This window comes from Nocardioides aequoreus (assembly GCF_000720335.1).
Lineage (GTDB): Bacteria > Actinomycetota > Actinomycetes > Propionibacteriales > Nocardioidaceae > Marmoricola > Marmoricola aequoreus.
The window spans coordinates 95,528-119,452 of the sequence record NZ_JOJN01000007.1; the positions used below are offsets into that span (position 1 = coordinate 95,528).

Below are 23,925 nucleotides of genomic sequence, written 5' to 3' on the forward strand. Positions count from 1 at the left end.
TACAGGGGACCGGTCCCACTCGACTCCTCTCACGACATCGCCGACTTCACGTGCGGCTCAGTGGAGCAGACAGCCTGGCTGCGGCGCTTCGCACGGCAGTCGGCCTCGATGGGGACCACGAAGGTCTTCGTGGTCACCGAGCCTGGCGACGACCGCGTGGTGGCGTACTACGCCTGGTGCATGGCCCAGCTGGTCGCCGCCGCCACTCCGGAGCGGATGCGGAAGGGCGCCGGGCGGTACCCGCAGCCAGTGGCCCTCCTCGCCCGCCTCGGTGTCGACGTGGACCACGAGGGCCAGGGACTCGGTGCGGGGTTGCTGGTCGACGTCATCACCCGCGTGGCTGCCCTGTCGGCCGAGATCGGGTGCCGCGGGCTGCTCGTGCACGCGGAGTCGGCCGACGCTCGCGCCTTCTACCGGCATCTCGTCCCCGAGCTCGAGCAGAGCCCGACCGACAACCTGCACCTGGTGCTGATGCTCAAGGACATCAAGCGCACCATCGCGGGCCTGTGACCGCCGCCTACCGGGCACCCCGCGGGGAGGATGGACCACATGCCCACTGACCCGCGCGGGCTGCGCGACGACGCGCCGCTGCTCGACGCCTGGCTCCGCTTCCACGAGCAGGCGCCCACGCCCTTCACGATCCCGGGGCACAAGCAGCGGCACGACCTGGTCGGCGACGTGGTGGCCGGAGACGTGCCGCTCTACGCCGGGCTCGACACGATGAAGCTCGCCGCCGGGGTGCTGGTCGAGGCCGAGGCGCGGGCGGCGCGGCTGTGGGGCGCCGACCTGTGCCGCTTCTCCACCGGGGGCGCCACCCACGCCAACCAGGCGGTGGCGCTCGCGCTGGGCCGCGAGGGCGACCGCGTCGTGGTGAGCCGCACGCTGCACCGCTCGCTGCTGCTCGGCCTGGTGCTGGCGGGCCTGGAGCCGGTCTGGGTGCGCCCGGACGTCGACCCGGCCACGGGCCTGCCGCTCGGCGTGCCGCCCGCGGAGGTGGCGCGGGTGCTGGCCGAGCACCCCGAGGCCGTGGCGGTGCTCGTCGGCGACCCGTCGTACGTCGGCACGGTCGGCGACGTGGCCGGTCTCGCCGACGTGGCGCACCGCCACGGCGTCCCGCTCGTGGTGGACGCCGCCTGGGCGGCGCACTTCGGCTTCCACCCCGACCTGCCGCGCCACGCGCTCCAGCTCGGCGCCGACGTCGTGGTCACCAGCGCCCACAAGACCCTGCCCGCCTGGAGCCAGGCGGCGCTGGTGCTCGCTCGCACCGAGCGGGTCGACGCCGCCCGGCTCGACGCCGGGGTCGAGGCCACCGCCACCACCAGCCCGGCGGGGGCCGTGCTGGCCAGCATCGACGCCGCCCGCGCCCTGCTCGAGCGCGACGGCGAGCGCCTGCTCGGCCCGGTCGTCGAGGCGACCCGCGTGGCGCGGCGCCGGCTCGCCGAGGTCGAGGGGCTGGCGGTGCTCCACGGCCCCAATGTCGACCCGCTCAAGCTGACGGTGCTGCTGCACGGCACCGGCGCCGACGGCATCGCCGTGGAGCGCGACCTGCTGGCGGCCGGGCTGCCGGTGGAGGCGGCCGAGCGCGACCTGGTGGTGGCGGTGGTCTCGCTCGCCGACACGACGCAGTCCCTCGACGCGCTCACCACCGTGCTGGTGGCGTCGGTCGAGCGCTACCGCGGCGAGCCGCGCGCGGTCGTCGGACCTGCGGCGTACGCCGTGACGCCGGAGCCCGTGCTGCCGCCGCGCACGGCGTACTTCGCGGCGCACGAGACCGTGCCGTCCGACGAGGCGGTCGGGCACGTGTGCGCCGAGCTGGTCGCGCCCTACCCGCCGGGGATCCCGGTGCTCGCCCCCGGCGAGCGGGTCACCGCCGCCGCGCTGGCGGAGCTGCGCGAGGCACGTGCCTCCGGCGTCCGCATCGCCTACGCCGCCGACCCGACCCTCGCGACCCTGCGGGTGGTCAGCCCTTCGACTTCGGCAGCTGCAGGCTCTTGACCTCGAGGAACTCCTCGAGCCCGAAGGGGCCGAGCTCGCGACCGTTGCCGGACTGCCGGTAGCCGCCGAAGGGCGCCTGGATGTTGAAGGCGCCGCCGTTGACCTCGACCTGGCCGGTGCGCATCCGCCGCGCGAAGGCCGTGGCCCGCTCCAGCGAGCCCGACTGCACCCCGCCGGCGAGGCCGTAGACGGTCGAGTTGGCGATCTCGAGCGCCTCCTCCTCGTCGTCGTAGGGCATCACCACGAGCACGGGGCCGAAGATCTCCTCCTGCGCGATCGTCATGTCCTTGGTGACGTCGGCGAAGACGGTGGGCCGCACGAAGTAGCCGGTCTCGAGGCCGTCGGGTGGCTCGACGCCACCGGTGACGAGGGTGGCGCCCTCGTCGATGCCGCGCTGGATGTAGCCGCGCACGCGGTCGCGCTGGGTGGCCGAGACGAGCGGCCCGAGGTCGGACTCCTCGCTCGCGGCCGGGCCGAGCACGATCGACTCGGCGGTCTGCCGGGCCAGCTCGACGACCTCGGCCTGGCGCTCGCGCGGCACCAGCATGCGCGTCAGCGCCGAGCAGGTCTGGCCCGAGTTGATGAAGCAGCCGTGGCGCACCCCCGGTGGCACGGCCCTGGCGAAGTCGGCGTCGTCGAGGAAGACGTTGGCCGACTTGCCGCCGAGCTCGAGCGCGACGCGCTTGACGGTCTGCGCGGCCAGCTCGCTGACCCTCTTGCCCGCGGCGGTCGAGCCGGTGAAGGAGACCATGTCGACGTCGGGGTGCGAGGCGATGGCCTCCCCCACGACGGCGCCGGTGCCGCTGACGAGGTTGAAGACGCCGGGCGGCACGCCGGCCTCGTCGAGCACCTCGGCGAAGAGGTACGCCGAGAGCGGCGCCACCTCGCTGGGCTTGAGGACGACGGTGCAGCCGACCGCGATGGCGGGCAGCACCTTGTTGACGACCTGGTGCAGCGGGTAGTTCCACGGCGTGATGCACCCGACCACGCCGATGGGCTCGCGCACCACGAGCGAGCTGCCGATCCGCTGCTCGGTCTCCAGGTCCGACAGCAGCTGCACCTGGGCCTGCGCGTTGGCCACCGGCAGCCCGGCCTGGATCCGGCGGGCCCACTTCACGGGCATGCCGACCTCGTGGGCGATCGTCTCGGCGATGTCGTCGCTGCGGTCGGCCAGGCCCTGGGCGACCGCCTGCATCACCTTCAGCCGCTCGTCGCGCGGCGCCTGGGACCAGCCCTCGAAGGCCGCGACCGCCGCCGCGACGGCACGGTCGACGTCGTCGGCGGTGCCGTCGGCCACCTGGCCGTAGACCTCCTCGGTGCTGGCGTCGACGACGTCGATGACGCCGCTCCCGGTCGAGGGCACCCAGGTGCCGTCGACGTAGACCTGGTCGCGCAGCTGCACGGTGGACCTCCTCCGCGCGGCCCCGGGGCCGCACTCGACGTGACGGTCACCACACTACGACGGGCGGATTCCTCCCGATGTCGATGGCTTCGTCCGCGCGAGGTTCGGGGTACTTTCGAGATTCTTGCGGTGCCATCGCCGCAGATCGACGAGTTCGACCTAGGGTGGCGCCGATCACACTCGTGGGGGGTGGAGAGGAGCGGCACGTGCCATCCCTGGCGCACACCTTGCCCGCGCACTCCTTGACCACGGTCCTGCCGGACGTCGGCGCGCCCGCGAGCCTGCTCTTCCTGGCCCTCGTCGGCCTGCTGATCTTCGCCGGTGGTCTCGTGGCCATGGTGATGACCCGGCGCTCCTAGGCATCGGCCTCCGCGTCGAAGACGTCGCCGAGGTCGGCGACCCGCTCCAGCACCTCCTCCATCCGCAGGTGCTCCAGTGCCAGCGGGTCGTCGGCCCCCGCCTCCACCTCGGCCCAGGTGCGCGGGGCGGCCACCAGGGGCAGCTCGCGGCCCCGCAGGGAGTACGGCGCGATCGTGGTCTTGGAGCCGGTGTTCTGCGACCAGTCGAGGAAGACCTTGCCGCCGCGCCGCGCCTTGGTCATCTGCGAGACCACCAGCTGCCGGTGGGAGCCCTCGAGCTCCTCGGCGACCTGCTTGGCGTAGTCGCGCACCTCGTCGGTGCTGCGCCGGCCGTCGAGGGCGGCGTACACGTGCAGACCCTTGGAGCCGCTGGTCACCGGCGTGCAGCGCAGCCCGTCTGCCGCCAGCCGCTCCCGCACCAGCAGCGCCACCTGGGCGCACTCCCCCAGGCCGGCGGGCTCGCCGGGGTCGAGGTCGACGACGAGCCGGTCGGGGTTGCGGGGGCGGCCTCGGGCGGTGACGGTCCACTGGTGCACGTGCAGCTCCAGCGCCGCGAGGTTGACCAGCCAGGTGAGGGTGGCCAGGTCGTCGACCACCGGGAAGCGCAGCTCGCCCTCCTCCTTCGACGCCGTGCGCGAGCCGGTGGTGGGCACGGTCACCGTGCGCACCCACGACGGCGTGCCGGAGGGCGCGTTCTTCTCGAAGAAGGACTTGTCGCCGGTGCCGTGCGGCCAGCGGATGCGGGTGACCGCGCGGTCGGCGAGGTGCGGCAGCATCACCGGCGCGACCTGGGCGTAGTACTGCAGCACCTCGGCCTTGGTGGTGCCGGTGCGCGGGTACATCACCTTCTCGAGGTTGACCAGCGTCAGCACGCGGCCGTCGACCTCGACCGGGGTCTCGGTGCGCTCCTGCTTGGCCACTACAGGTCTCCTGCCTCGAGGTCGCGGCGTACGCCGCGGTAGGCCGGCTGCCGCAGCCGGCCGTCGGTGGTCAGCTTGAGGTACTGCACGTCGACCACGAGCTGCGGCTCGACCCACTCGGTGCCGGCCCGGTCGACGCGCGGCACCTCGTCGGCGAAGGGCGCGGTCGTGGTGCGCAGCGGCTCCAGCAGCTCGGCCAGCAGCACGCCGGCGCGCCCGCTCACGCCGCTGCCCACCCGGCCGCGGTAGCGCAGGCCGTCGGGTCCGGGCTCCCCCACCAGCAGCGCGCCCAGGCGGTGGGCGGAGCCGGTCTCCCACCGGAAGCCGCCCACGACGTACGACGCGGTCGGGCGGATCGGGAACTTCAGCCAGTCGCGGCTGCGCCGCCCCGGGTGGTACGCCGCCGCGAGCCGCTTGCTGACGATGCCCTCCAGGCCCTGCTCCTCGGCCGCGGCCAGCAGCGTCGGCCCGTCGGCGTACTGCGGGGGCACCTGCCAGGCGACGTCGTCGAGCCCCAGCGCCAGCAGCCGCTGGCGCCGCTCCGCGAGCGGCCGGGCGAGCAGGTCGTCGCCGGCCACGCGGAGCACGTCGAAGACGAGCAGTGTGACCGGGTTGGTGGTCGCGAGCCGGCGGGCGCGGGTGGCGTCGCGCACGTGCATCCGGTCGGCCAGCGCGCCGAAGGACGGCACGCCCTCGCCGAGCGCGACCACCTCGCCGTCGAGCACGGTGCCCTCGGGCAGCAGCGGGGCGAGGTCCTGCAGCTCGGGGAAGCTGACCGACACGTCGTTCTCGTTGCGCGACCAGACCCGCAGCCGACCGCCCGCGTGCTCGACCAGGACCCGCATGCCGTCCCACTTGACCTCGTGGGCCCACCCGGAGCCGGTGGGCACGTGGTCGCCTCGGGTCGCGAGCATCGGCAGCACCGGGCCATCGTGGCAGCCGGGGCCGACACCCGAGCCGACACCGGTGCCCCGGACGGATGAATGTGCAGGCCCGGATGGGTCACTATGGGGTCACTGAGGGAGAGGACGGACCAGCGATGCCTCGTGCGATCTGGAAGGGCGCGGTGAGCTTCGGGCTCGTCAGCGTGCCCGTGAAGCTCTACGCCGCCACCGAGAGCAAGGACGTCACCTTCCGCCAGGTGCACGCCAAGGACGGCGGCCGCATCCGCTACCAGCGGCTCTGCAGCCTCGACGGCGAGGAGGTCGAGTACGCCGACATCGCCAAGGGCTACCAGACCGAGGACGGCGAGATGGTCATCCTCACCGACGAGGACATGGCCGAGCTGCCCTCCAAGAGCAGCCGCGAGATCAGCGTCGAGAAGTTCGTCCCCGTCGAGCAGGTCGACCCCATGCTCTTCGAGAAGAGCTACTACCTCGAGCCCGAGGGCACCGGCGCCAAGCCCTATGCGCTGCTGCGCGAGGCGCTCCAGGACGCCGACCGGATGGCGCTCGTGACGGTCTCGCTGCGCAACCGGATGTCGCTGGCCGTGCTGCGCGTGCGCGACGACGTCATCGTGATGCAGACGATGATGTGGCCCGACGAGATCCGCTCCCCCGACTTCGCCTCGGTCGACACCTCCGACGCCAAGCCGGCGGAGGTCAAGATGGCCAAGATGCTCGTCGAGACGCTCGCCGGCGACTTCGCACCCGACGAGTACGAGGACGACTACCGCGAGGCGCTCGAGGCGCTGGTGACCGCCAAGGTCGAGGGCGGCGAGGTCAAGCGCACGCCGGAGAGCACCAAGTCCGGCGGCGAGGTCGTCGACCTGCTCGCGGCGCTGCAGCGCAGCGTCGACGCAGCCAAGTCGGCGCGGGGTGGCAGCGCGGACGAGGCCGCCTCCGCCGAGGACGACGAGGACGACGAGGACGAGAAGCCGGCGACCAGGAAGTCCGCCGCCAAGAAGCAGGCGACCAAGAAGACCGCGGCCAAGAAGGCGCCGGCGAAGAAGGCCGCCGCCAAGAAGACGGCGAAGAAGACCGCCTCGAAGAAGCAGGCCAAGAAGGCGAGCTGACGTCCGCGCACCACGAGGTGCTACCCGGGCGTAACCTCCGCCGCCCCCCGCCGTTGGGGCAGGCAGGAGGCGCGCGCGCTGCGCGCCGTCCGGGGAGGAACTCACCATGCTTCGTCGTCCACGACCACTCCTGGTCGCCGGCCTCGCCGCGCTCGTCGTCGGTGCGCCCGTCGCGGCGTACGCCGACGGCGTCACGTCACGCTCCGACGCCACGGCCCTCACCGTGGCCGTCGCCGACAACGGCCAGGACAGCGGCACCGTGACCGCGACCTACGACGGCCAGGAGAGCGTCTCGGGCGAGACCACGCCCGCGATCCCCTCCGGCGGCTTCGTCGAGCTCGGCGTGCTGACCCAGCAGGCCACCGCGACCAACGGCCGCTCGGCCGCCTGTGCCGGCGTCGCCGGGGCCGGCGGCGGTGTGGTGCAGATCGGCGACGGCTCCTGCCTGACTCCCGGCGACACCGTCAGTGGGTCGCTGACCGACCTGAGCCTCGACGGCCTCGGACTGGAGGCGCCTCCCACCGACGAGCTGCCGCCGGAGCTGGTCGACGCACTGGAGCCGGTCCTGGAGGGCGCGGATCAGCTCGACGCCGTGCGCGACCAGGTCGACGCCGCGATCGACCAGGTCCGCGGTCCGCTCGAGGAGCAGTTCGGCGAGCTGGGCCTGGTGGCCCGCTTCGACGCGATCGAGGGCCGCTGCACCGTCGACGACGGCCAGCCCTCCGGTTCGGCGAGCATCGCCAACGCCGGCGTCGTGCTGGTCGGTGGCGGGCAGACCCTCCCGGTCGTCAGCCTTCCGGCCAACCCGCCCCCGAACACCGAGGTGGTCACCGACCTCAGCGACGTCCTCGACGTCCTGCTCGGCGCCGTCAGCACCCAGCTGCAGGTAGGGCTGGACGGCGCTCTGGCCGACGTCGACGAGGCCGTGGTCGCGCAGCTGCGCGAGCAGCTCGTCGCCGGCGTCCGCGACAACCTCGAGGACCAGCTCGCGCCGCTGGAGGAGAACCTGCTCCGGATCACGCTGAACGAGCAGACTCGACCCACGAGCGACTCCATCCGCGTGACGGCACTTCACGCGCAGGTGCTGCCGGCCGCCGCCGAGGCGATCGACGCCCCGCTCGTCGACGCCCGGGTCGGCGCCGTGGGCTGCGGCCCGGCCGACCGGGTCGTCTCCGAGGCGGCCCCCGCACCCGAGCCTGAGGCGGCCCCCCCGCCGGCGGCGCAGCCCCGCATCCCGACCGCGGTCTCCGCCGGTGTGGCGGGCGAGCGTGACGAGCAGGGCCTGGGGCTGCTGCCCTGGCTGACCCTGGCCGTCGGTGCCGGAGCCGCGGGAGCCGCCGGCTGGTCTGCGCTGCGACGCCACCGGGCATGAGCGACCGGCTGCTCGGCGGGCTCGTCCTCGTCGCGCTCTTCGTGGGCGGGCTCGCGCTCGGCTTCGGTGAGGACGACGAGTTCGCGCCGATGTCGGCGCCCGCGACGCCGACCAGACTCGTGGTGCCGTCGCTCGACCTGCGTGCCCCCGTCGTCCCGGTGCGCCTCGACGACGACGGCGTGCTCGACCCGCCCGACGACGAGCGGGTGGTCGGCTGGTGGCAGGGCTCGCGCCGGCCCGGCGCCGAGGGCGGCCAGACCGTGCTGACCGGCCACACGGTGCACGACGGCGGCGGCGTGATGGACCGGCTCGGACGCCTCGACGCCGGCGAGCGGATCGCGCTGGGCACCGAGGCCGGCCGCGTGGTCTACGAGGTCGAGCGCACCGAGACGCTGACCAAGGCCGAGCTCGCGGCGGCCAACAAGGAGATCTTCGCCCAGGACCACGGCGGCAACCGGCTCGTCCTCATCACCTGCACCGGCTGGGACGGCCAGGACTTCACCGAGAACGTGGTGGTGTACGCCGAGCAGCTGGGCCTGCGTAAGCAGACCGCGAAGCGGACCGTGTAGCACTGCTCCTCGGGACGCTGGAGCGGCTCGGGTCGGGTGCGGGGCCGGGCTGGCACGTGGGGCACCACCAGGTACGCCGCTGCTCCGGGTCGTTGGCGACCTCCTCGACCATCTGCACCTGGTCGCCGCACCGCAGGCACCGCTTGCGCTGCCGGCCCGAGACCCAGTGGGTCTCGCCACGCGTCGGGTTGCCCGTCGTGACCTGGTAGGCGCCGTTGGTGGTCGCGGAGCGGTGCAGCGCGTCGGCGGCCCGCACGACCAGGCGCTCCACGTCGACCTCGCCGATCGGCGTCCACGGGCTCACGCCGGTCAGGAAGGCGAGCTCGTTGACCCACAGGTTGCCCAGCCCGGCCATCAGCCGCTGGTCGAGCAGCGCCGCCACGAAGGGCCGCTCCGGCTCGGCGCGCAGGCGGCGTACGGCCTCCGCGGGGTCCCAGTCGTCGCGCAGCGGGTCGGGGCCGAGGTGACCGACCACGCGGTGCTCCTCGGAGGTGCGCACGAGCTCGAGCCGGTGCACCTTCAGCCCGTACGCCGTGTGCCCGCTGTCGACGGACAGCAGCACCCGCACCTGCGGCATGAAGCGCCCGGGAAGGCGCTTGCCGGGTCCGGTCGTCTTCCACGAGCCGTCCATCAGCAGGTGGGAGTGCAGGGTGACGTCGTCGGAGAAGCGGGTCAGCAGGTGCTTGCCGTGGGTGGCGTGCTCGAGCACGCTCCGCCCGGCGAGGTCACGCGTGGCCAGCCGCGGCACCCGGAAGTCCGAGCGCGTGACCGTCGCCCCCTGCAGCGCCCGGTCGAGCTTGCGCGCGACCAGCCACACGCTGTCACCCTCGGGCACGCCGCACCTCCCACCACGCTCCGGCCGGCCAGTCTCGCCGGCTCACCCCGATCCAGTGCCCGCCGCAGCGGTCGGCATCCCCTCGCGCACCCGCCCGCAGCGTCACAGCACCGGCATCGACCACGGCCGGGCGCGCTCGAGCTGGGCGGAGAGCGAGAGCAGCGTGCTCTCGTCGTGACGGCGTCCGACGAGCTGCACCGAGTGCGGCAGCCCGTCGCCACCCACGCCCGCGGGCACGGCCGCGGCGGGATGGCCCGTGATGTTCCACAGCGCGCAGAAGTCGATGACCGGCAGGGAGCGCAGCATCATCGTCACGGCACGACCCGCGACCGCACCCACCTCGCACGGACGGTGCGCGAGCGTCGGCATGAGCAGCACGTCGACGGCGTCGGACCCCTCGAACCAGCGCTCGTCGACCTTGTCGCCCAGCCGCTCCCCCGCCCGGATGGCCCGCTCGACGACGCCGCGGCGCGCCCACCCGCCCAGGCGGCGTACCTCGCGGGTGCGGGGCTCGAGCCGCTCGGGGTGCTCGACCATCTCGGCCTCGGCCCGCACGCCGCCGAAGAACTGGGGCAGGAAGGCCACCGTCGGGTCCGGCAGCCGACCACCCAGCTCGCGCACCTCGTGACCCAGCTCCGTGAGCAGCGCGGCGTACTCCTGGACCACCTCGGCCTGCACGGGGTCGAGCCGGACCAGAGGGCTGGAGCCCCTGGTGACGACGCCGACGCGCAGCCGGCCCGGCTCGCTGGCCGCCGCGGTCGCGAAGTCGGTGGGGGGCGGCTCGGCCGTCCAGCGGTCGCCGGGGAGGTTGCCGTCGATGACGTCGTGCACCAGGGCCGAGTCGGCGACCGTGCGGGTCAGCGGCCCGACGGTGCCCAGCGACCACCACAGGTGCTCCATGGGCGAGGTCGTGGCGCGACCGCGCTGCGGCTTGAGCCCGAAGAGGCCACAGCACGCCGAGGGGACGCGGATGGAGCCGCCACCGTCGCCGCCGATCCCGACCGGGACCATCCCGGCAGCCACCGCGACGGCGGTGCCGCCGCTGGACCCACCCGGGGTGCGGGTGGGGTCCCACGGGTTGCGGGTGATGCCGCCGTCGGCGGACTCCGTGAAGGGCCACTGGCCGAACTCGGGCATCCGGGTCTTGCCGACCACGACGGCGCCGGCCGCGCGCAGGCGGCGCACGATCTCGGAGTCGACGGTCGCGGGCGTGCTGTTGCCCCGGCCCCCGAAGGTCGTCACGCAGCCGGCGACGTCGAGCTCCTCCTTGATCGCGACGGGCAGCCCGTGCAGCGGACCGCGCTCGGTGCGGGCGTCGACCTCGGCCGCCTCGGCGAGGGCCGCGTCGCGACGGACGACCGAGAAGGCGTTGAGCCCTGGGTCCCGCTCCGCGATGCGCGCCAGCGAGGCCTCCACCAGCTCGACGGCGGTGACCTCCCCACTCGTCGTACGCCGCACGAGCGAGACCGCGTCGAGATCCATGAGGTCGGTGTCCACGGCGTGAGAGTAGCGACGGCCCGTGGCCGGGCGGCGTACGCTCATACTGTCTTTACTCGATAGGAGTTGTTAACAATGACCGTCACCGACGAGCTGCTCGCCAACAACGCCCGTTACGCGGAGAGCTTCCAGGGCCCCCTGCCCCTCCCGCCCTCCAAGCACGTCGCCGTGGTCGCCTGCATGGACGCTCGCCTCGACGTCTACCGCGCTCTGGGCCTCGCCGAGGGCGAGGCACACGTCATCCGCAACGCCGGCGGCGTCGTGACCGACGACGAGATCCGCTCGCTCGCCATCAGCCAGCGGCTGCTCGGCACCGAGGAGATCGTGCTGGTCCACCACACCGACCGCGGGATGCTGACCTTCACCGACGACGACTTCAAGCGCAGCATCCAGGACGACACGGGGATCAAGCCCGAGTGGGCGGCCGAGGCCTTCGCGGACCTGCACGAGGACGTGCGCCAGTCGATCGCCCGGATCCAGGCCTCGCCCTTCATCCCGCACCGCGACCAGGTGCGGGGGTTCGTCTTCGACGTGGCGACGGGCAAGCTCGATGAAGTCGCCTGAGCAGGAGGAGCCGATCGTCGCGCCCCGCGGCGTGCGGGACCTGACCACGATGCGCGACTTCCTCGAGCGCGACGACGACGTCACCTGGGTGGGGCCCTCACTGCTCCAGGGCGCCCTGGAGTGCGCGTGACGCCACGGGAGCCCGCCCGGGTCTAGAGTCTCAGCATCCGGGCCTCCAACCCGGCGGGGCCCCGTCCTCGGAGGTCGTCATGAACCTCGGCGTTCCCTGGACGATGCTGCTGCTCCGCGGCGTCGTCGGCATCATCTTCGGACTCGTGGCCATCGTGTGGCCGGTCTCGACCGTCATCGCGCTCGCGCTGCTGTGGGGCATCTGGGCCCTGGCCGACGGCATCGGCCTGGCAGTCGAGGCCTTCCGCCACGGCAGTGGCGGCCAGAAGGCGCTGGCGCTCGCGATGGCACTCGTCGCCGTGCTGGCCGGCCTCTACGCCATCACCCGCCCTGGTGCGACCGCACTCATCCTGACGTGGGTGCTCGGCATCTGGCTGCTGGTGCGTGGCGTTTTCGAGGGGGTCGGCGCCTTCCGTCCCGGCCTCGCCGGCAGCGCCCGGCTCCTGCTCGGCCTCGGAGCCGTGCTCGACCTGGTGCTGGGCGTGCTCTTCGTGGCGAACCCCGGCCGCGCCGCCCTCAGCCTGACGGTGGTCCTCGGCGTCCTCGCGCTCTTCTGGGGCGGGGTCCTCGTCGCCATGGCCTTCGCGGTCCGCAAGACCCCCACGGCCGACGACGTCCACCCCGCCCCCGATCAGGGCGACGACACCCACCCCGCGCCTGCCTGACTCCACGTCACTCACGTCGGTGGAAGCGGACGCGGCCCTCGGGGATGGTCTCGTGGCGGTACGCCGGGTGGGTCAGGCGGCGGTGGTGGGGTCCGCACAGCAGCCGGGCGTTGGTGAGGTCGGTGGGTCCGCCGCGGGCCCAGGGGATGGCGTGGTCGACCTGGCACATCGCGGCGGAGACGGTGCAGTGCTCAGCGCGACAGGTCACCTGGCTCAGGGTCAGGGCGAGGCGCTGGGCCTTGGTGAAGAGCCGCTGGGTGGCGCCGAGGTCGAGGACCTGACCGGCCCCGCCGAGCACGGCGGGGATGAGCCGGTGGCGGGCCGCGCCTGCCCGCGCAGGACGGGCGCCGGGGTGGTCTCGACAGGCTCGACCGGCTCTGGTGTCGAGACCCGGGTCGGGTTGGTCAGTGCCTGCAGGGCCTTCTTCAGCATCTGGCCGTGGAGCTGGGGGATGCGGAAGCGGCCGTGGCAGGTGCCGTGGTGGTCCTGCCACATCTCGAGGCTGGTCTTGCGGGCGGCGCGGGCTTCCTCGGCCTCGAGCAGGGTGCCCTCGTAGGCATCGACGGCGTCGGGGCAGATGACGGCGTAGATGCGGCGGCCGAGCTGCTCGAGCGCGGTGGCGTCGAAGTCGCCGGCCAGGTCGACCAGGTGGGCTTCCGCGGTCGCGCGTTGGTCGGGGGTGGTGGCGAAGCGTCCGGTGACCGGGAGCAGGTCCAGCGCCCGGCTGATTGCCCGGGCCTGGGCGAGGTTCACCCGACCGGCCGCCATCCCCGCGGCCAGGACGGGTCGGTCGGAGTCCAGGGCGCGGGCGAGCTTGAGGTCGGCGCGTGCGGCCGGCCGGGTCTGCCGGGTCCGCCGGGCGACCCACTCCGCGACGGTGCGGTCGCCGGGGTCGGTGACGTCGGGGTCGCGGTCGGCCTCGGCCAGGACCTGGAGCCGTAGTGCGTCGAGCTGCGCCTGGGCGACGGCGAGGTCGAGCAGGGTCTGGGCCTTCTCGTCGCTGCTCATCGCCCACACCGGCACCGGGCTGGTGGTCAGGTCCTCGAGCCGGCGCCGCAGCCGGGCGGCGAGGTCCGCGACCGGGTGCGCGGCAGGCGCCAGCGAGCCGTCTCCGGTGCCGTCCCCGACCTGCTCGCTCATAGGTCCATTGAACCCGCGACCACCGACAGTCCAGGCCGCTGACCTGCGGTTTCGTCCACCATCCGGACCCTGTCGGGAAGTTCTTGGCAGGGTCTCGAGACGGTCGCTGCGCGACCTCCTCGACCACCCGACGGGGTGCGGGGGGCGGGCGTCGTACGGGGTCTCGAGACGGTCGCGCGACCTCCTCGACCACCCGGGGTGCGGCGCGACCTCCTCGACCACCCGAAGGGGCCGCGAGGGGCTCGAGCCCTCGGGCTGCTCGGCTCAGTCGCGCCCCGCCAGGAACTCCTGCCACTCGTGCTCGTCCTCGGCCCTCTCGTCGGCCAGTGCCGTGGCCTCGAGGTCGTCGGCCGCCCCGCCGCCGTGCCCGCCACCGAAGCGCCAGGCGTACTCCTCGGGACTCAGGGACCGTGCCCACGTCCGGGTGTAGGCGTGCAGCACGCGGCGGTCGTAGAACCCCATGGGACCGCGGGGCATGAGGTGGGGGTCGACGCGGGCGAGAGCCTTGCCGGTCATGGCCGCCGCCCGCCCTCGAGGGTGGGCAGGGCGATCATGCGGGCGGCGGTGGTTGCCCCGGCGATGTAGGAGGCCGGGTCGTCCACGTCGTCGGGCACGTCGGCCACCGCGAGGGTCTCGTAGCCGTCGCAGGCCACCTCCAGGGCCGACCTGATCGTGCTGTCGCTCATGCTTCGCCTCCGGTCACCGTCGACACAGGGGGGGTCGCCCGCTGCGTCATGTCGTCCAGCAGCGTGGGTCGCAGCCGGTGTGCCTGCTCCGGCGCGGGCAGGCGCGGTCAGTAGGGATGCCCGATCGCCTGGCGTTCAAACGTCGCGGTCTGCGCCGCGCGGCACGAGGGTCGGCGCGACGACGGCGAGAGTCGCTACAGCAGCGCGCGGACGACGCGGAGGGCGACGGAGAGGCGGGCGAGGTCGACCTCCTCCTCGTCGAGGATCTCCCGGAGGGTGGAGACGGCCTGCTGGGCGTCCTTATCGCCCGGGGCGCGGTCCTGCAGCTCCGCGGCGGTCAGCTGCGCGTGGACGACGTGGAGGTCGTCGCGCAGCGCGGCGCGGGCCATGGTCTGCCAGCGGTCGTCGCGGGGCAGGGCCAGGATCGCCCCAACGAGCCTCGGCAGCTCGAAGCGCTCGCCGACCTCGAAGTGGGTGCGCGCCACCTCGAGCGGCTCGCGCCCGGTGCGGGTGGCGGTCTCGACGATCCCCAGCACCATGTACGCCGGCGGGCAGGTGGCCACGCGGATCGCGAGCGTCTCCGGGACCCCCGCGGCGACGAGCCGGTCACGGCGTCCCTCGAAGGCCTCCAGCTCGAGGCCGGTCATCAGCGAGGGCAGCTCGGCGACGACCTTCTCCACGACGACCTCGTAGGCGTCGACCACGGCCTCGCTGCCGGCCTCGAGCCGGCGGCCGCCCAGCAGCCAGCGCGAGGCCCGCTCGGCCAGGGTGCGCACCTCGAGCCGCATCCGGGTCTGCAGGTCGGCGGGGATCTGGTTGTCGAAGGAGCAGATCTCGGCCTGGAGCCGGTCGGCGCCGAAGATCTCGCGCGCCAGGAAGTTGGCGCGGGTCAGCTCCTCGGACCCGGCCCCGGTCTCGGAGGAGAGCCGGTGCAGGTAGGTGATGCCGGCGTTGTTGACCAGGTTGTTGACCAGCTGCGTCACGACGATCTCCCGACGCAGCTGGTGGGCCTCCATCTGGCCGCGGTAGCCCTGGCGCATCGCCGCCGGGAAGTAGGAGTAGAGCTCGGAGCGGACGAAGGGGTCGTCGGCGAGGTCGGTCTCGAGCAGCTCGTCGGCGAGCACGATCTTGGTCCACGACAGCAGCACCGCGAGCTCCGGGCCGCTGAGGCCCTGGCCCCGGTCACGCCGCCGGGCGACGGTGCGGCGCGAGGGCAGTCCCTCCAGCTCGCGGTCGAGCACGCCGCGCCGCTCGAGCGTCCGGATCCAGTCCTCGTGCACGTGCAGCAGCGCGGGCGCGAGCGCCTCGGCGTTGGCCATCGCGAGGTTCTGGTCGTAGTTGTCGGTGAGCACGAGCTCCGCGACCTGGTCGGTCATCGAGGCCAGCAGCTGGTTGCGCTGCTTGCGGGTGAGGTCGCCCTCGGCGACCACGCGGTCGAGCAGGATCTTGATGTTGACCTCGCGGTCGGAGGTGTCGACGCCGGCGGAGTTGTCGATGAAGTCGGTGTTGAGCCGCCCGCCCTCGCCGCCGCAGCCCAACCGGGCGTACTCGATGCGCCCGAGCTGCGTGAGCCCGAGGTTGCCGCCCTCACCGACGCAGCGCGCCCGCAGCTGCTCACCGTCGACCCGGATCGCGTCGTTGGCCTTGTCGCCGGCATCGGCGTGGGACTCGTGGGAGGCCTTCACGTAGGTGCCGATGCCGCCGTTCCACAGCAGGTCGACCGGCGCGAGCAGGATGGCGCGCATCAGCTCGGCCGGCGTCAGCCGCAGGGTGCCCTCGTCGAGCCCGAGCGCCTCGCGCATCTGCGCACTGATCGGGATCGACTTCGCCGACCGCGGCCACACGCCCCCGCCCGCGGAGATCAGGGAGGCGTCGTAGTCCTGCCACGACGAGCGCGGCAGCGCGAAGAGCCGCTCGCGCTCGGCGTACGACGCCTCGGCGTCGGGCGTGGGGTCGACGAAGATGTCGCGGTGGTCGAAGGCGGCGACCAGGCGGGTGGTGCGGGAGCAGAGCATGCCGTTGCCGAAGACGTCGCCCGACATGTCGCCGATGCCGACGGCGGTGAAGGGCTCGGTCTGGCAGTCGACGCCCATCTCCCGGAAGTGCCGCCGCACCGAGACCCAGGCGCCCTTGGCGGTGATGCCCATGGCCTTGTGGTCGTAGCCGACCGAGCCGCCGGAGGCGAAGGCGTCGCCGAGCCAGAAGCCGTACTCCTGCGACACCTCGTTGGCCAGGTCGCTGAAGGTCGCGGTGCCCTTGTCGGCCGCGACCACGAGGTAGGGGTCGTCGCCGTCGTGGCGCACCACGCGGGTCGGTGGGACCACCTCGCGGCGGCCGTCGCGCTCGACCAGGTTGTCGGTGAGGTCGAGCAGGCCCGAGATGAAGGTGCGGTAGGACGCCACGCCCTCGGCGAGCCACGCCTCACGGCCGCCCTGCTCCTCCGAACCGTCGGGCAGCTGCTTGGCGAAGAAGCCACCCTTGGCGCCCACGGGCACGATCACGGTGTTCTTGACCATCTGCGCCTTGACCAGGCCCAGGATCTCGGTGCGGAAGTCGTCGCGACGGTCCGACCACCGCAGGCCGCCGCGCGCGACGGCGCCGAAGCGCAGGTGCACGCCCTCGACGCGCGGCGAGTAGACGAAGATCTCGAACTTCGGCCGGGGCGCCGGCAGGTCGGGGATGGCGGCGGGGTCGAGCTTGAGCGAGAGCCGGTCCAGCGGCTCCTCGTCGGGGCCGGTCATGAAGTAGCTGGTGCGCAGCGTGGCCTTGATGATGGCCAGGTAGGACCGCAGGATCCGGTCGTGGTCGAGGCTGCTGACGGCGTCGAGCGCCTGGGTGATCCGCTCCTCCAGCTCGCCGCAGCTGGCCTGTCGCGCCTCGCCGTCGGCGGGGATCTCGCGGCGGCTGCCAGGGTCGAAGCGCGCCTCGAAGAGCTGCACGAGCAGCCGCGTGATGTCGACGTTGAGGCGCAGCGCACCCTCGATGTAGTCCTGGGCGAAGGGGGTGCCCCCCTGGCGCATGTACTTCGCGTAGGCGCGCAGCACCATCGCCTGCCGCCAGCTCAGCCCAGCCGACAGCACCAGTGCGTTGAAGCCGTCGCTCTCGTTGCGGCCCTGCCACACCGCGCTCACGGCGTCCTGGAAGAGCTCGCGCGCACTGTCGGGCAGGTCCCCGGAGTGACGCAGGCCGAAGTCGTAGATGTACGTCGGCCGCGAGAGCCCCTCGAGCGCGTAGGGCCGCTCGTCGACCACCTCGACGCCGGTCGTGGAGAGGATCGGCAGCACCTCGGAGAGCGAGAGCGGCGTCCCGACGCGGTAGACCTTGAGCCGGGCCTCCCCCGGGCGCGAGGTGACGTCGGAGTAGAGCGCCAGGGTCATGCCGGCGGTGCCCTCGGCCTCGATCTCCTCGAGCCTGCCGAGGTCGACGGCGGCGGCCGCGGCCGGGTAGTCCTCCTTGTAGGCCTCGGGGAAGGAGTCGGCGTAGGCGCGCGCGTAGCGGCTGCCCAGCTCCTCGCCGTACGCCGCGACCACGGCCGCGGCGAAGTCGTCGCACCACGAGCGCGCCGCCTCGGCGCAGCGACGCTCCAGGTCGGCGACGTCCGGCTCGGCGGCGAGCTCGCCGCGCGGTGGCCGCACGACGAAGTGCAGCCGGGCGGCGAAGGACTCCCCGACGTGGGCGGTGTACTCGACGGACTCCCCGTGCAGCTGGCGCTTGAGGATCTCGGCGATCCGCTCGCGGACCGCGGTGTTGTAGCGGTCGCGGGGGAGGTAGACGAGCACGGAGAGGTAGCGGCCGTAGGTGTCGCGGCGGCAGAAGAGTCGCAGCGTGCGGCGCTCGCGGGTGTGCATCACCTGCGAGGCGATCGGCACCAGGTCGGCGACCGGGGTCTGGAAGAGCTCGTCGCGGGGGTAGGTCTCCAGCACGTCCATCAGCGCCTTGCCCGCGTGGCTCAGCGGCTCCAGCCCCACCGCGTCGATGACCTCGGCGGCCTTCTCGCGCAGCACGGGGATCCGCTTGACCGACTCGGTGTAGGCGGCGGAGGAGAAGAGGCCCAGGAAGCGCCGCTCCCCCACGACGGCGCCCGACTCGTCGAACTGCTTCACGCCGACGTAGTCGAGGAAGACGGGGCGGTGGACCGTGGCGCGCGAGTTGGCCTTGGCCAGGACGAGCACCCGGGGCTCGCGGGCGTACGCCGCCACGGCCTCCGGGAGCGGACGCGGGGCGCCCGGGTCGGCGCGCAGGATGCCGAAGCCGGTGCCGGGACGGGCCACCAGCACGTCCTGTCCGTCGTGCGCCTCCAGCGCGTACTCGCGGTAGCCGAGGAAGGTGAAGTGGTCGTCGGCCAGCCACTCCAGGAGCGCGGCGGCCTGCTCCACCTCCGCCGGCGGGAGCCCCACGGGCGGCTGCTCGCGCAGCTCGGTGACGAGCCCGGCGGCGCGGGCGTGCATCCGCGACCAGTCCTCGACCGCGTCGCGCACGTCGAGCAGCACCTTGGCGAGCTGCTCCTCGATCTGCGGCAGCTCCTCGTCGGGCACCCGGTCGATCTCCAGGTGCATCCACGACTCGCGGGTGACGTCGTGGGGCGTCGAGTCGGCCTGGTCGTCGAGCACCTCCTGCAGGCTGCCGCTCACGTCGCGGCGGCAGACCAGCTGCGGGTGGATGACGAGGTGCACGTCGTGGTGGTGCTGGTCGAGCGCCATCGTGACCGAGTCGACCAGGAAGGGCATGTCGTCGGTGACGACCTCCACGACGGTGTGGCCGTTGGCCGACCACCCGTGGGTGGAGACGCGCGGGGTCAGGACGCGCACCACCGCGGTGCCCTGCGGCCGCTCGGAGGCAAGCTTGAGCATCGAGACGCCCGCGCCGAAGAGGTCGCCGCGCTCGCGGTCGACGAGGTCCTCGGCGACCACGTGCCGGTAGAAGGTGCGCAGCATCGCGGGCACGTCGACGTCCGCCGCCAGGGGCACGCCCTTGGACTCGGCGTACTGCGCCAGCTCGGTGAGGAGCTCGGACTTGCTCTGGTCAAGCGTCGTCACTCCGGCAGGCTAACGCCCCGGGCGACCCGTCCGACACCACCCGCGCGGCGCCCGGTGGCGGCGCGCTCAGAGCGACGAGCGCAGCTCCCACAGCAGCGGGTAGTACTTCAGGTCGAGCCGGCTGCACAGGTAGGTCGACCCGCTCGACCCGCCGGTGCCGGACCTCGCGCCGATCATGCGCTCCACCATCACCACGTGCCGGCCCCGCCAGGCCGCGGCGAGCTCGTCGTGCTGCAGCAGGGCCTCCGCCAGGCCCCACAGCTCGGCGTAGTCGGAGCGGTGATGGAAGACCGTGCGCAGGGAGGCGGTCAGTGCCTCGTCGTCGTCGGTGGCCAGCCCCGCCTCGCCGAGCACGTGCACGAAGCCGTCCCACAGCGACGGCTCCTCCAGGCGACGCGCGAGCCGCTGCCGCTCCTCGGCGGTGAGCCCGCGGAAGCGGTCGACGTAGCCGGGGTCCTTGGCACCGGAGAGGAACTCCAGCTCGCGGAACTGCACGGACTGGAAGCCGCTGGCCGGGGCGAGGCGCTGCCGGAAGACCAGGAAGTCCTGCGGCGTCATCGTCTCCAGCACGTCGACCTGCTGCACCAGCGTGCGCGCGATGACGTGCATCCGGGTGAGCAGGTGGCGGGAGAACCACAGGTCGCGCCCCCCGCTCTCCGCCAGGGTGCCGACCAGGGCGTCGCGCACCGTCTCGGCCTCGTGGAGCAGCTGCTGGAACCACAGCTCGTAGACCTGGTGGATGGTGATGAAGAGCAGCTCGTCGTGGGCGGGCGGGTCGGACTCCAGGCGCTGGGCGTCGAGCAGCCGCGGCAGCTGCAGGTAGCTGCCGTAGGTCAGCTGCGTGCCGGCGTACTCGTGGCCGGCGACGTCCTCGCCGAACGAGACGAAGGTCTCCTCCATGCCCCAGAACCTAGCCGTACGCCGCCTCGTTGGCGCACCCGTGCGGCATGATGCGGCACGCCACCCCGACCGACGTACGCGAGGAGCAGCCGATGAAGCAGATCCACGAGGAGTGGCGCTACGAGGGCGCGACCCTGGAGCAGGTCTACGACATGCTCTCCGACGCCGCCTTCCGCGAGCAGGTCTGCGAGGCCCAGCACGTGGTGCGGCACGACGTCACCACCGAGCGTGACGGCGACCGCCTCAAGGTCACCGTCGACCAGGTGCAGTCGGCGGCCGGCCTGCCCGGCTTCGCGCGCAAGTTCGTCGGCGAGGAGATCAACATCGTGGCGCGCGAGGACTGGCTCTCCCCCGCCAAGGGCGACATCGAGGTCGTCATCCCCGGCAAGCCCGGCGAGATGACCGGCACCGCCCACCTCACCGAGGACCCGCAGGGCGTCACCGAGACGGTCAACCTCGCCGTCCGGGTCAACATCCCGCTCGTCGGCGGCAAGGTCGAGGGCCTCATCGCCGACATGCTCGTCAAGGCGCTGCGCACCGAGGCGAGGGTCGGCGCCAGCTACCTCGCCTGACCCCGCCCGCGCCGCTCACCCGTCGCCGGACGGGTCGGAGCCTGCGCGCAGGCCTGCGAGCAGCAGCCGCACGGTGGAGGTGGCCGACGCGAGCGCCTCCGTCGGGTCGTCGTGGGCGGCCACCCACACGCTCAGCTCGTTCATCGCCCCCGACAGCGCGGCGGTCGCGGCCGGCAGCGTGACGCCGGCAGCCGCGAGCCCGCGGTCCAGGCTGCTCTCCGACGCCTCCCGGTCGGCCTCGCGCCACGACCGCCAGCCGACGACGGCAGGACCGTCGACGAGGAGCACGCGGCGCAGGGCGGGGTCGGTGGCGGCGACCAGGAAGGCCTCGCAGCCCACCGCGAGGGCGCGCCACGGGTCGGTGAGACCGGCGGTCTCGGCCTCGATGTGCGCGGCGACCCTCGCGTGCGCGCGCCGGAGCACCTCGGCGAAGAGGGCCTGCTTGTCGGGGAAGTGGTTGTAGACGGCGCCCCGGGTGACCCCCGCGGCGGCGGCGATGGCGGCGACGCCGACGGCGGCGTAGCCCTGCTCCCCGAAGCACCGGCTCGCCACGTCGAGCACGCGCTCGCGCGTGGCGGCACTGTCGGCTCGGCTGGCTCGTGGCACGGGACCCCCTTGATAGAGACACGATGTATCTATACGGTTTGGAGACAGACCGTTTCTATCACCGGGAGGACCCCGTGCACGTCGTCAGCCTCTACCCCGTCCTGATGACCGACGACGTGTCGGCCTCGGCCGCCTTCTTCGTCGACCTGCTCGACTTCTCCGTCGTCTTCGAGACGCCGTGGTACGTCAGCCTCGCCTCGGGCCGCCAGGAGCTCGCGCTGGTCGACCGCGACCACCCCACCATCCCGGTGGGACACCGTGGCGCCAGCTCGCAGCACCTCCTGGTCAACGTCGAGGTCGACGACGTCGACGCCGCCCACGAGCGGCTCGTGGGCTCCGGCGCCTGCGAGGAGCTGCTGTCGCTGCGGTCCGAGGACTTCGGGCAGCGGCACTTCATCGTGCGAGGACCTGCCGGCGTGCTCGTCGACGTCATCACGCCCATCCCCCCGGCGGGCGACTTCGACGGCATGACCGTGACCCTCGACCAGGCCGCGACGGGGACCTGAGCTACTCCCCCACGCTGCCGTCGAGTGACTCGCGGATCAGGTCGGCGTGGCCGTTGTGCCGCGCGTACTCCTCGACCAGGTGCACCAGCACCCAGCGCAGCGAGACGCGGTGCTCACCGCGCAGCCGCTGCGAGAGCGTGCCGAGGCCGTCCGGCGACGCGAGCAGCTCCGTGGTCACCTCGCGCGAGCGCGCCACCGCGTCCGCCAGCAGCGCGAGGCGCTCGGCCCGGGGGACGTCGAGGTGCCAGTCGGCGTCGGCGTCGGCCTCCCAGTCGGCACTGCGCCAGGGTTCGACCGGGTCACGCCCGGCGACCACGTGGCCGAGCCAGTAGTCCTCGACGAAGGCGAGATGCGTGAGCAGGCCACCGAGCGTCATCGTCGACGGCGGCAACGGCGTCCCCAGGCCGACGTCGTCGAGGTCCGCGCACTTGGCCAGCACCGTCTCGCGGTGGAAGTCCAGGAAGCCGAGCAGGACCTCGGCCTCGCTCCCGGACGGCGGCGGCTCGGTCCTCACGCGCCCATGTGCGGGTAGCGGTGATCCTTCGGCGGGTCGAGCGTCTCCTTGATCGAGCGCTGCGAGGTCCAGCGCATCAGGTTCTGCGGTGCACCCGCCTTGTCGTTGGTGCCCGAGGCGCGGGCACCGCCGAAGGGCTGCTGCCCCACGACCGCGCCGGTCGGCTTGTCGTTGACGTAGAAGTTGCCGGCGGCGAAGCGCAGCCGCTCGGTGGTCCAGGCGATCGCCCGCCGGTCCTGCGCGATCACCGCACCGGTCAGGGCGTACGGCGCCACCGACTCCATCTGGTCGACGACGGCCTCGTAGTCGCCGTCGGCGTAGACGTGCACCGCGAGGATGGGACCGAAGTACTCCTCGGTGAACATGGCGTCGGTGGGGTCGCTGGCCTCGACGATGGTCGGGCGCACGAAGTAGCCGACGCTGTCGTCGACCTTGCCGCCGGCGACGACGTCGAGCTTGCTCGACCGCTTCGCCCGGGCGATCGCGCGCTTGTGCTTGGCGAAGGCCCGGTCGTCGATCACGGCGCCCATGAAGTTGGACAGGTCGGTGGTGGGACCCATGGTGAGGTTGTCGGTCTCGGCGACCAGCTGGTCCTTCATCCGCCGCCACAGCGACTCCGGCACGTAGGCACGCGAGGCCGCGGAGCACTTCTGGCCCTGGAACTCGAAGGCGCCGCGCATCATCGCCACCCGCAGCACGTCGACGTCGGCCGACGGGTGGGCCACGATGAAGTCCTTGCCGCCGGTCTCCCCCACCACGCGCGGGTAGGAGCGGTAGCCGGTGAGGTTGTCGCCCACCGTCTTCCACAGCGACTGGAAGGTCGGGGTGGAGCCGGTGAAGTGGATGCCGGCGAGGTCGGGGTGGGCCAGCGCCACCTCGGAGACCTCGAGGCCGTCGCCGGGCAGCATGTTGATGACGCCCGGGGGCATGCCGGCCTCCTCCAGCAGCTCGATCGTGAGGTGCGCGGCGAGCTGCTGGGTCGGCGACGGCTTCCAGATCACGGTGTTGCCCATCAACGCCGGCGCGGTGGGCAGGTTGCCGGCGATGGCGGTGAAGTTGAAGGGCGTGATGGCGTAGACGAAGCCCTCGAGCGGGCGGTGGTCGGTGCGGTTCCACACCCCCCGCGAGTTGGCCGGCGGCTGCTGCTCGAGGATCTCGCGGGCGAAGTGCACGTTGAAGCGCCAGAAGTCGATCAGCTCGCACGCCGCGTCGATCTCGGCCTGCCAGACCGTCTTGGACTGCCCGAGCATGGTGGCGGCGTTGAGGGTCGCCCGCCACGGCCCCGCCAGCAGGTCGGCCGCCTTGAGGATGATCGCCGCGCGGTCGTCGAAGGACATCGCCCGCCAGGAGGGCGCCGCGTCGGACGCCGCCGCCACGGCAGCACGCGCGTCGGCCTTGGTCGAGTTCCGCAGCACACCGAGGACCTCCGCGTGGGCGTGGGGCTGCACCACCGGGATCTCGGCGCCGCCGCCGAGTCGCTTGGTCCCGCCGATCGTGGCCGTCAGGTCACGCGGTGCCGCCGCCAGGTGGGCCAGGGCGGCCTCGACCTCGGTGCGCTCGGCGCTGCCGGGGGCGTAGTGCAGGTTGGGCTCGTTGACGGCGGGAGGTGGGCTCGTGACGGCGTCCATGGACAGCGATGCTGTC

Annotated in this window: 25 protein-coding genes; 11 read left to right on the plus strand and 14 right to left on the minus strand. The window is 73.1% G+C overall.

Translation table 11 applies throughout. The features are described 5' to 3' along the window. Positions 1-60 precede the first annotated feature (60 nt). Positions 61-510 carry an N-acetyltransferase gene (locus IG63_RS0113705; RefSeq protein WP_211249326.1) on the plus strand — a complete coding sequence of 150 codons (450 nt, stop codon included), beginning with the start codon at positions 61-63 and terminating at the stop codon, positions 508-510. Between the two features lie 39 nt (positions 511-549). Further along, positions 550-1,995 carry an aminotransferase class I/II-fold pyridoxal phosphate-dependent enzyme gene (locus IG63_RS0113710; RefSeq protein WP_030484925.1) on the plus strand — a complete coding sequence of 482 codons (1,446 nt, stop codon included), beginning with the start codon at positions 550-552 and terminating at the stop codon, positions 1,993-1,995. Here the strand turns inward: IG63_RS0113710 and IG63_RS0113715 are convergent. Further along, positions 1,961-3,397, minus strand: coding sequence for an aldehyde dehydrogenase family protein (locus tag IG63_RS0113715; RefSeq protein WP_030484926.1), 1,437 nt, complete (start codon positions 3,395-3,397; stop codon positions 1,961-1,963). The genes IG63_RS0113710 and IG63_RS0113715 overlap by 35 nt on opposite strands. Positions 3,398-3,603: 206 nt before the next feature. Between IG63_RS0113715 and IG63_RS23080 the strand changes: the two genes are divergently transcribed. After that, positions 3,604-3,756: a hypothetical protein gene (locus IG63_RS23080; protein ID WP_169741801.1), complete on the plus strand. Its 153-nt coding sequence runs from the start codon at positions 3,604-3,606 to the stop codon at positions 3,754-3,756. Here IG63_RS23080 and ligD (IG63_RS0113725) read toward each other — a convergent pair. Continuing rightward, on the minus strand, positions 3,753-4,676 hold the full coding sequence (gene ligD / locus IG63_RS0113725; protein ID WP_030484927.1) for a non-homologous end-joining DNA ligase: 924 nt from the start codon (positions 4,674-4,676) through the stop codon (positions 3,753-3,755). The two genes, IG63_RS23080 and ligD (IG63_RS0113725), sit on opposite strands and share 4 nt — an antisense overlap. Next, positions 4,676-5,590 carry a non-homologous end-joining DNA ligase gene (gene ligD / locus IG63_RS0113730; RefSeq protein ID WP_030484928.1) on the minus strand — a complete coding sequence of 305 codons (915 nt, stop codon included), beginning with the start codon at positions 5,588-5,590 and terminating at the stop codon, positions 4,676-4,678. The genes ligD (IG63_RS0113725) and ligD (IG63_RS0113730) overlap by 1 nt, the downstream gene beginning before the upstream one ends. 125 nt (positions 5,591-5,715) lie before the next feature. Between ligD (IG63_RS0113730) and ku the strand changes: the two genes are divergently transcribed. From ku to IG63_RS0113745, 3 genes are all read left to right on the plus strand, one after another. After that, positions 5,716-6,690, plus strand: coding sequence for a non-homologous end joining protein Ku (ku, locus tag IG63_RS0113735; RefSeq protein ID WP_030484929.1), 975 nt, complete (start codon positions 5,716-5,718; stop codon positions 6,688-6,690). A 106-nt stretch (positions 6,691-6,796) separates the two neighbouring features. Beyond that, positions 6,797-8,062, plus strand: coding sequence for a hypothetical protein (locus IG63_RS0113740; RefSeq protein ID WP_030484930.1), 1,266 nt, complete (start codon positions 6,797-6,799; stop codon positions 8,060-8,062). After that, entirely contained in the window at positions 8,059-8,631 is a 573-nt protein-coding gene (locus IG63_RS0113745; RefSeq protein ID WP_051706784.1) for a class F sortase, read from the plus strand. The genes IG63_RS0113740 and IG63_RS0113745 overlap by 4 nt, the downstream gene beginning before the upstream one ends. On the opposite strand, the gene IG63_RS0113750 is transcribed toward IG63_RS0113745, so the two are convergent. Further along, complete coding sequence (locus IG63_RS0113750) at positions 8,561-9,466, minus strand: DNA-formamidopyrimidine glycosylase family protein (RefSeq protein WP_084597159.1); 906 nt, start codon at positions 9,464-9,466, stop codon at positions 8,561-8,563. The genes IG63_RS0113745 and IG63_RS0113750 overlap by 71 nt on opposite strands. Positions 9,467-9,568: 102 nt before the next feature. After that, a complete protein-coding gene (locus IG63_RS0113755; RefSeq protein ID WP_030484933.1) occupies positions 9,569-10,963 on the minus strand; it encodes an amidase in 1,395 nt (464 codons plus the stop codon). A gap of 75 nt (positions 10,964-11,038) precedes the next feature. On the opposite strand from IG63_RS0113755, the gene IG63_RS0113760 reads away from it, so the two are divergent. The 3 genes from IG63_RS0113760 (at position 11,039) to IG63_RS0113770 (ending at position 12,321) form a co-directional block, all read left to right on the plus strand. Further along, positions 11,039-11,527, plus strand: coding sequence for a beta-class carbonic anhydrase (locus IG63_RS0113760; RefSeq protein WP_030484934.1), 489 nt, complete (start codon positions 11,039-11,041; stop codon positions 11,525-11,527). Then, positions 11,514-11,657, plus strand: a complete 144-nt coding sequence (locus IG63_RS22720; RefSeq protein WP_157210174.1) for a hypothetical protein — start codon at positions 11,514-11,516, stop codon at positions 11,655-11,657. The genes IG63_RS0113760 and IG63_RS22720 overlap by 14 nt, the downstream gene beginning before the upstream one ends. A 79-nt stretch (positions 11,658-11,736) precedes the next feature. Beyond that, positions 11,737-12,321, plus strand: a complete 585-nt coding sequence (locus IG63_RS0113770) for an HdeD family acid-resistance protein (protein WP_051706786.1) — start codon at positions 11,737-11,739, stop codon at positions 12,319-12,321. Between the two features lie 7 nt (positions 12,322-12,328). Here the strand turns inward: IG63_RS0113770 and IG63_RS0113775 are convergent, their stop codons facing one another. From IG63_RS0113775 to IG63_RS0113800, 6 genes are all read right to left on the minus strand, one after another. Beyond that, positions 12,329-12,529 (minus strand): HNH endonuclease signature motif containing protein, encoded by a 201-nt coding sequence (locus tag IG63_RS0113775; RefSeq protein ID WP_157210175.1) that lies wholly within the window; start codon positions 12,527-12,529, stop codon positions 12,329-12,331. Positions 12,530-12,540: 11 nt separating this feature from the next. Then, on the minus strand, positions 12,541-13,461 hold the full coding sequence (locus IG63_RS0113780; RefSeq protein ID WP_030484937.1) for a DUF222 domain-containing protein: 921 nt from the start codon (positions 13,459-13,461) through the stop codon (positions 12,541-12,543). Positions 13,462-13,725: 264 nt separating this feature from the next. Next, complete coding sequence (locus IG63_RS0113785) at positions 13,726-13,977, minus strand: hypothetical protein (RefSeq protein ID WP_030484938.1); 252 nt, start codon at positions 13,975-13,977, stop codon at positions 13,726-13,728. Next, on the minus strand, positions 13,974-14,147 hold the full coding sequence (locus IG63_RS22725) for a hypothetical protein (protein ID WP_157210176.1): 174 nt from the start codon (positions 14,145-14,147) through the stop codon (positions 13,974-13,976). The genes IG63_RS0113785 and IG63_RS22725 overlap by 4 nt, the downstream gene beginning before the upstream one ends. Before the next feature lie 194 nt (positions 14,148-14,341). Then, positions 14,342-19,183 (minus strand): NAD-glutamate dehydrogenase, encoded by a 4,842-nt coding sequence (locus tag IG63_RS0113795; protein ID WP_030484939.1) that lies wholly within the window; start codon positions 19,181-19,183, stop codon positions 14,342-14,344. Positions 19,184-19,249: 66 nt separating this feature from the next. Next, positions 19,250-20,083: a tryptophan 2,3-dioxygenase family protein gene (locus IG63_RS0113800; protein WP_030484940.1), complete on the minus strand. Its 834-nt coding sequence runs from the start codon at positions 20,081-20,083 to the stop codon at positions 19,250-19,252. A 47-nt stretch (positions 20,084-20,130) separates the two neighbouring features. Between IG63_RS0113800 and IG63_RS21600 the strand changes: the two genes are divergently transcribed. Continuing rightward, entirely contained in the window at positions 20,131-20,655 is a 525-nt protein-coding gene (locus IG63_RS21600; RefSeq protein WP_051706789.1) for a DUF2505 domain-containing protein, read from the plus strand. A gap of 15 nt (positions 20,656-20,670) precedes the next feature. Here IG63_RS21600 and IG63_RS0113810 read toward each other — a convergent pair whose 3' ends face one another. Beyond that, positions 20,671-21,261, minus strand: a complete 591-nt coding sequence (locus tag IG63_RS0113810; RefSeq protein ID WP_030484942.1) for a TetR/AcrR family transcriptional regulator — start codon at positions 21,259-21,261, stop codon at positions 20,671-20,673. Between the two features lie 74 nt (positions 21,262-21,335). On the opposite strand from IG63_RS0113810, the gene IG63_RS0113815 reads away from it, so the two are divergent. Continuing rightward, entirely contained in the window at positions 21,336-21,767 is a 432-nt protein-coding gene (locus IG63_RS0113815) for a VOC family protein (protein ID WP_030484943.1), read from the plus strand. Position 21,768: 1 nt separating this feature from the next. Here IG63_RS0113815 and IG63_RS0113820 read toward each other — a convergent pair whose 3' ends face one another. Next, entirely contained in the window at positions 21,769-22,281 is a 513-nt protein-coding gene (locus IG63_RS0113820; protein ID WP_030484944.1) for a DinB family protein, read from the minus strand. Then, positions 22,278-23,909 carry an L-glutamate gamma-semialdehyde dehydrogenase gene (gene pruA / locus IG63_RS0113825; protein WP_030484945.1) on the minus strand — a complete coding sequence of 544 codons (1,632 nt, stop codon included), beginning with the start codon at positions 23,907-23,909 and terminating at the stop codon, positions 22,278-22,280. Before pruA ends, IG63_RS0113820 begins: the two co-directional genes overlap by 4 nt. Positions 23,910-23,925: the final 16 nt, after the last annotated feature.

Bases quoted from the DNA above. Each gene is read 5' to 3' on its own strand.
- IG63_RS0113710 (WP_030484925.1), top strand. From the start codon at position 550: ATGCCCACTGACCCGCGCGGGCTGCGCGACGACGCGCCGCTGCTCGAC.
- ku (WP_030484929.1), top strand. From the start codon at position 5,716: ATGCCTCGTGCGATCTGGAAGGGCGCGGTGAGCTTCGGGCTCGTCAGC.
- IG63_RS22725 (WP_157210176.1), bottom strand. From the start codon at position 14,147: ATGAGCGACAGCACGATCAGGTCGGCCCTGGAGGTGGCCTGCGACGGC.
- IG63_RS0113785 (WP_030484938.1), bottom strand. From the start codon at position 13,977: ATGACCGGCAAGGCTCTCGCCCGCGTCGACCCCCACCTCATGCCCCGC.
- ligD (WP_030484928.1), bottom strand. From the start codon at position 5,590: ATGCTCGCGACCCGAGGCGACCACGTGCCCACCGGCTCCGGGTGGGCC.
- IG63_RS22720 (WP_157210174.1), top strand. From the start codon at position 11,514: ATGAAGTCGCCTGAGCAGGAGGAGCCGATCGTCGCGCCCCGCGGCGTG.
- IG63_RS0113770 (WP_051706786.1), top strand. From the start codon at position 11,737: ATGAACCTCGGCGTTCCCTGGACGATGCTGCTGCTCCGCGGCGTCGTC.
- pruA (WP_030484945.1), bottom strand. From the start codon at position 23,909: ATGGACGCCGTCACGAGCCCACCTCCCGCCGTCAACGAGCCCAACCTG.
- IG63_RS0113780 (WP_030484937.1), bottom strand. From the start codon at position 13,461: ATGAGCGAGCAGGTCGGGGACGGCACCGGAGACGGCTCGCTGGCGCCT.
- IG63_RS0113760 (WP_030484934.1), top strand. From the start codon at position 11,039: ATGACCGTCACCGACGAGCTGCTCGCCAACAACGCCCGTTACGCGGAG.
- IG63_RS0113740 (WP_030484930.1), top strand. From the start codon at position 6,797: ATGCTTCGTCGTCCACGACCACTCCTGGTCGCCGGCCTCGCCGCGCTC.
- IG63_RS0113745 (WP_051706784.1), top strand. From the start codon at position 8,059: ATGAGCGACCGGCTGCTCGGCGGGCTCGTCCTCGTCGCGCTCTTCGTG.
- IG63_RS21600 (WP_051706789.1), top strand. From the start codon at position 20,131: ATGATGCGGCACGCCACCCCGACCGACGTACGCGAGGAGCAGCCGATG.
- IG63_RS0113800 (WP_030484940.1), bottom strand. From the start codon at position 20,083: ATGGAGGAGACCTTCGTCTCGTTCGGCGAGGACGTCGCCGGCCACGAG.